General features: G+C 41.6%; 6 protein-coding genes. All 6 read right to left on the minus strand.

What is annotated here, in order from left to right; translation table 11 throughout:
• Positions 1-371: 371 nt before the first annotated feature.
• Positions 372-1,244, minus strand: a complete 873-nt coding sequence (dapA, locus tag U9Q08_05185) for a 4-hydroxy-tetrahydrodipicolinate synthase (protein MEA3329096.1) — start codon at positions 1,242-1,244, stop codon at positions 372-374.
• A 2-nt stretch (positions 1,245-1,246) separates the two neighbouring features.
• The gene (gene dapF, locus U9Q08_05190; protein ID MEA3329097.1) at positions 1,247-2,146 is read right to left on the minus strand and encodes a diaminopimelate epimerase; all 900 of its coding nucleotides are present in this window, start codon (positions 2,144-2,146) and stop codon (positions 1,247-1,249) included.
• Complete coding sequence (gene lysA, locus U9Q08_05195) at positions 2,143-3,408, minus strand: diaminopimelate decarboxylase (GenBank protein ID MEA3329098.1); 1,266 nt, start codon at positions 3,406-3,408, stop codon at positions 2,143-2,145. The genes dapF and lysA overlap by 4 nt, the downstream gene beginning before the upstream one ends.
• A complete protein-coding gene (gene argH, locus U9Q08_05200; GenBank protein ID MEA3329099.1) occupies positions 3,408-4,763 on the minus strand; it encodes an argininosuccinate lyase in 1,356 nt (451 codons plus the stop codon). Before argH ends, lysA begins: the two co-directional genes overlap by 1 nt.
• A gap of 192 nt (positions 4,764-4,955) precedes the next feature.
• Positions 4,956-6,125, minus strand: a complete 1,170-nt coding sequence (locus U9Q08_05205) for an argininosuccinate synthase (protein ID MEA3329100.1) — start codon at positions 6,123-6,125, stop codon at positions 4,956-4,958.
• A 255-nt stretch (positions 6,126-6,380) separates the two neighbouring features.
• A partial coding sequence (locus U9Q08_05210) for an ornithine carbamoyltransferase (protein ID MEA3329101.1) occupies positions 6,381-6,697 on the minus strand: 317 nt, incomplete at its 5' end.

The raw sequence follows: 6,697 nt of genomic DNA on the forward strand, positions 1-6,697 counted from the left end.
CGAAGGATCTCCCATAAAACCGTGTTTTCTGAGATTCTTCGGCCTTCGGCCTCAGAATGACCTTTTTAGCGTTATTATTTTTAATTTCGGTTAAGGTGTGCACTTTTAAAACTTAAATCGTCTAAAAAAATGATCTATTTCTATTTATTTCCACTATGCTTCTACCGTATTTGCTCTTTTAGTAATCGTAAGCTAATATTTCTATAAAGTACCAATTTAACAATCAGGCTGTGTCGTAACGTAGTTGCCTGATTTATCAGGCACAGCATAGAGCACCCAATAAATTGGGCAACTACAATATATTGTGTATCAGTATACAACAAAATGAATTACGACACAGTCTGAATACAACAGTTTAGCAATTTAACGGTTTAAATCAGCCCGTAGTCTTTCAGCGCATTTTTTAGCTTTTCAACGTTTTCGTCCTTCATCGCAACAAGGGGCAGGCGAAGTTCACCGCTGATCATTCCCATCATTTCCATAGCTGTCTTGACCGGAGCAGGATTGGTCTCTATAAACATTGCCTTAACCAAAGGCAATAATTTATAATGCAGTTCGCGAGCTTGTTCAATGTGTCCCTTTTCAAATTCAGAAATTAGATTTTTAAGATCAGCGGGAACGATATTTGCTATAACCGAGATAACGCCCTTCCCGCCGATAGCCAGTATCGGCAAAACCAATGCGTCATCCCCGGAAATAAGAGTAATCTTGTCCCCGCACAGATCGAGAATACGGCTCATTTGATTAAGATTTCCGCTGGCCTCTTTTACAGCTGCAATATTATCCAGCTCGGCAAGCCGGGCTATTGTTTCCGGTTCTATATTTACAGCTGTCCGCGAAGCAATATTATAAAGCATAATAGGTATATCTACTTCTTCGGCAATTGCCTTAAAATGCCGGTATAGGCCTTCCTGCGTCGGCTTATTATAATAAGGAGCAATGATCAGGGCTCCATCCGCGCCTGCCTTCTTGGCATGCCTGGTAAGCCGAATGGCTTCTTTTGTATTATTCGAACCCGTACCGGCAATAACCGGGATTTTTCCCCTGCCAACCTCAATTACGGCCTCCACAACTTTTTCGTGTTCGGAAAAAGACAGGGTAGCACATTCTCCGGTAGTTCCGCAGGGAACCAATACATCCGTTCCATTATCAATATGAAATTTAACCAATTCTTTAATCTTGGCTTCGTCAACTTCGCCGTCCTTAAACGGTGTTATCATCGCTACCATACTGCCTTTAAACATAATTACCTCCCATGCATTTTATTGCCAACCTCTCCCTTATATATAACTCTCGCCCCGCCCTCTAACCATACATTTTCCAATTCAGCATCATCGAAATACACCTTTAAAACTTCTCCGCCTCTGGTCTGGACACTAACCGGCGGGTTTACCTTTTTTAGACTGGCTGAAACCAAAACCGCGGCTGCTGAGCCGGTTCCACAGGCCAAAGTCTCCTGTTCCACCCCTCTCTCATAAGTCCTGATTTTAATATAAGATTTATCCACTATTTCTACAAAATTGGCATTAGTGCCTTCCGGCTGAAATTCACCGTGATAACGAATTGCCCTTCCCACCCCTTCAACATCGAAGTTATCTAAATCCCGGACAAAACAAACCACATGGGGCACGCCTGTATTGATATAACTTAACTTATAAACCTGGCTATTAATATTTAAATCAAACTTTAATCTTAAGTTTTTAGAACATACTAATTTTATCTTAATCTTGTCTTTTTCAACCTCAGCCTCTAAACTGCCGGCCTGAGTTTCGATAATCATTTTGTCACTGCAACTCCCTTTTTTCACGGCGTATAACGCGACACAGCGGGCTCCGTTGCCGCACATCTCTACTTCTTTACCGTCAGGATTAAAAATGCGCATCTTGAAATCAGCTTTTTCTGAGGGTTCGATTAACAGCAAGCCATCGGCACCAATAGATAATTTACGCTGACAAAGCTCCTTTGCTAACTCTGATATCTGACTTCCCTGCCCCGAGCGTAGTCCCGAGCCTGTCGAGGGACAAAGTCGAGGGGTGTCTTCCGGCTTCTCCGCCCCGGGCGAAGTCAAGGGGCGGCTTCTGAATTTATCAATAATAATAAAATCGTTTCCAGCGGCGCTCATCTTGATAAAATCAATAGGCCTCATAGCAAACCCCCGGGAATAGATTCTCCCTTTATTAAATCTTGATAGGTCTCCCTCTCTTTAATCAGATAAGACTCACCATTCATCACCAGGACTTCGGCCGGCCGGGGCCTGGAATTATAATTGCTGGACATAGTAAATCCGTAAGCGCCCGCTCCCATCACTGCCAATAACCGGCCTGGATAAAGAGAAGACATAGACCTATCCCTGGCCAGGAAATCTCCACTCTCACAGATTGGGCCGACTATGTCATAACGCGTTATGCGTTCTGCGTTGTGCGTTGTGCGTATAACAGGCAATATCTCATGATACGCATTATAAAGGCTCGGGCGTATAAGATCGTTCATTCCCGCGTCAACAATAACAAAATTTTTAAGCGGCGTTTGTTTTATATAAGTAATCCTGGTCACTAAAATTCCCGAATTACCCGCAATAAATCTTCCCGGTTCTAAGATTATCTTGAGTTTTACCTTTTTAAGTAAAGGTAAAACCCCTCTGGCAAATTCCCGGGCTGTTTGAGGCCTTTCCTGGTGATAAATAATCCCCAGGCCTCCTCCGATATTCAGCCATTGAATCGTAATCCCATTTTTCCTTAATTCCTCAACTAAGGATACAGCTTTATCTATAGCCCTGATAAACGGTTTTGACTCTATTATCTGGGAACCGATATGAATGTGCAAGCCAACCAGGTTTAAATTGACAAATTTAGCCGCCTGAAGAAACATCTCTTTGCATGTTGCTGTATCAAAGCCAAACTTATCTGTTTCTCTGGCAGTAGAAATATAGGAATGGGTCTTAGGGTATATATTTGGGTTCAACCTTAAAGAAATATCTATTTTTTTACCCAGATTCGAAGCGATACTATTCAGCATTTCCAACTCAGGGATCGACTCAACATTAAACAAAAGTATCCCGCTGGAAACAGCATATTCTATTTCCTGAGAGGTTTTTCCTATGCTGGCATAAACAATCTTTTTGGGGTCGGTGCCGATATGAAGCGCCTTAAACAACTCTCCTCCACTCACTATATCCAGGCCCGCACCCTCAGCAGTCAATATCTTACAAAGAGCAAGATTAGAATTCGCCTTCATAGAAAAGCATATCAGGGGCTTTATTTCATGAAAGGCGTCTTTTAGCTTATAATAATGGTCCAACAGCGTCTTGTGGCTATAGATATACACCGGCGTAGAGAACTCTTCAGCAATATCCGCCACCTTTAAGTCTTCACAGCAAAGGTCATTATTAATATACTTAAATTCGTGCATTACCCAATTGTCCTTTTTTTGACTGATTTTTTTAGTCTTACAGCAAAAAATGGATCTAATCTTTTTTTAACTTCTTTCAAATTCAAATGTGGGGAAAAAGTTTTAAGCAATTTATCGGGCATATCTTTTATCTTTACCTTTTCATCTATCGAATATTTGACTAATTTTCCTATAATACTATGGGCAGCCCCAAATGCAGTTCCTTTATGGACCAATAAATCCACCAGTTCTGTTGCGTATAAAAATTCATCTTTAAGCCGGGCCTTAATATTGGCTTTATTTATCTTTATGTGTCCAATCAATCCGGTAAGCACCATTAGCTCATCTTTGACTATCGCGACTGAACTAAATAAAGGTTCTTTGTCTAACTGCATATCCCTGTTATAAGCCAAAGGCAATCCCTTCATCATTACCAGGACCGAGGTAAGATTCCCATAAAGCCTGCCGGTATAGCCCCGAATAAGCTCTAAGACATCGGGATTTTTCTTCTGGGGCATCAGGGAACTTCCGGTGCAAAATTCATCAGCAATTTCAATAAAACCGAATTCAGCAGATGACCAGATAATAAAATCTTCCGCCATCCTTGAAAGATGCATCCCTAAAATTGCCAAGTTCCCTAAAAATTCAATTACAAAATCCCGGTTGCTCACAGCATCCAGGCTGTTATTTAAAATACCGCACTGAACATTTAAACCCTCCTGCTTAATAATGATCTTGATGGCTTCTTCATAGGCTTTATTTTCTATGCTCACACCCGCTAATGCGCCGGCGCCAAAAGAAAACTTTAACTCCTTGGCTATATTCTCCAATCTGTGGGCATCCCGTTTAAGCATATCGAGGTAAGTAAAAACATAATCTAAAAACCTTATTGGCTGGGCAAACTGCAAATGGGTATATCCGGGGATAATCAGATCTTCATAATGGGCACCCAGTTTCAAAAGGCCTTTCTTAAAATCTGCGATCAAATCTAAAAGTTCCTGGATGGAAAAATTACAAAATAGCTTTGTGTCAAAAGCCACCTGGTCATTTCTGGACCTTAAGGTGTGTAATTTTAAGGCAAGTTTTCCTATTTTTTTCGTCAGTTTATTCTGAATATCGGTGTGAATGTCTTCTGAGCTCAAGTTGGGCCTAAAAAATCCGGACCTTACCTCTTTTAAAATAGCCAAAATCCCTTGATTTAATTTTTTATATTCCTGGCTGGATAAGAGGCCTGCCTTTTTTAAGGCAAGCATATGAACCAAAGATCCGATCAGGTCACACTCTGCCAGTTTATGATCTATCGCAATGGACGAAGTAAATTTTTCAACAACCTTCGCGGTCTTTTCTTTAAATCTTGAACCCCATAATTTCTCCATAGTTAAAGCTCCTTAATCTTTTAGACTGGGCTCCCCGGTCAAGCCGGAGAATGACAATGTATTTTCCGCCAGGGGCGGATCTGCTTCTGGTAGGCAATATATTCCCATTGTTCTGCATTTACTATCAGCTATCAGCTATCAGCTAACTTAGTGTAATTCGTGTGTAATTCGTGGTGATTCGTGTTTAACAGTTTATTTACAATAAGGCAGTCCCCAAATCTTAATAAACCCTTCGGCTGCTGACCTGTCAAACTTATCGCCTTTTTCATAGGTAGCCATCTCTTTTTTGTATAGGGAATAAGGTGAAGTCCTGGATTGACAAACGCAGCTGCCTTTATACAGCTTTAATTTAACCGTTCCACAAACATGTTTCTGGGTCTCATCAATAAACTTATCTAAAGCGCCTTTAAGCGGTGAATGCCAAAGGCCATTATAGATCAACCGGGCATATTTTTGGGCTGTGATAGGTTTAAACTGAGCGGTTTCTCTGTCTAAAACTAAGCTTTCCAATTCCTGATGGCCAAGATGTAATACCACTGCTGCCGGCGCTTCATAAATCTCTCTGGTCTTTATTCCCACTAATCTATTTTCCACCATATCTATCCGGCCTGCCCCATGATCACCGGCTAATTTATTCAGATCAGCTATCAATACAGAAGGTTTAAGTCTTTTACCGTTTAACATTACCGGTATACCCCGGTTAAACTTGATCATTACATAATTGGGTTTATTCGGACACTTAGCCGGATCTTTGGTCAACCGGTAAACATCCTTCGGCGGCTCACAAACAGGATCCTCCAGTACTCCGCATTCAATGCTCCTGCCCCAGAGATTTAAATCAGTGCTGTAAGGGCTTTTTTTTGTCAAATCCACTTTAATTTTATGCTTTCCGGCATAGTCCAATTCATCTTCCCTTGTCTTAAGATCCCATTCCCTTAAGGGAGCTATTACTTTTAATTTTCTATCCAAACAAGCTACTGAAACTTCGATCCTTACCTGGTCATTACCTTTGCCGGTGCAGCCATGAGCAATATATTGGGCTTTTTCTTTGTGAGCAATCTCTACCAGGCCCTCGGCAATCAAAGGCCTACCTAATGCCGTAGCCAGAGGATATTTTGATTCATAAATCGCCCCGGCCTTAAGCGCAGGGAGAACAAAATTATCGGCAAACCTATCCCTTAGGTCCTGGACATAGGCCTTAACCGCCCCGCAGGTTATGGCTTTCTTTTTCAATTGAACAAAATTCAAGTCCTGGCCTAAATCCGCGGTATAGGTCAAGACTTCAAATCCTTTATCTTTAAGCCACTTAACGCAACAGGACGTATCCAACCCGCCGGAATATGCCAATATTACTTTTTTCATTGTAGCTCCTTATGAATTGTTTTAAACACGATAATATGCACGAATTACCACGAATTTAATACAAATTGCCACGAATGTTTATAGTCACCATGTTCCGAGGGACGAGGGACAATCGCTCCCTTTGGTCGCTCGGACGAGGGACGAATACGATTACTAAAAATATGAGGGTTCGTCCCTCGTCCTAGTGAGCCCTTCGACTTCGCTCAGGGTAAACTCCGCGAACGATCGTCCCTCGTCCCTCGGAACGTGGGTAATTCATGTATTCAGCAGCATCAAAAGTATCGCCTTCTGAACATGGAGTTTATTTTCGGCCTGATCAAACACTATTGAATTAGGCCCGTCTATCACTTCGCCGGTAATCTCTTCTCCCCGGTGAGCCGGCAGGCAATGCATAATCAGACAATCAGGTTTTGCCTTCTTAAATAGGACTGAATTTAATTGATACGGCTTAAAATCTTTCAATCTCTGCGCCCGGGAATCTTCATCTCCCATACTGACCCATACGTCTGTATAAATTATATCAGCATTATTTATTGCCCTAAAAGGGTTATTGGTGACGGTTATTTTTGAAC

The sequence above is a fragment of the Candidatus Omnitrophota bacterium genome (assembly GCA_034717435.1).
Lineage (GTDB): Bacteria > Omnitrophota > JAUWXU01 > JAUWXU01 > JAUWXU01 > JAYELI01.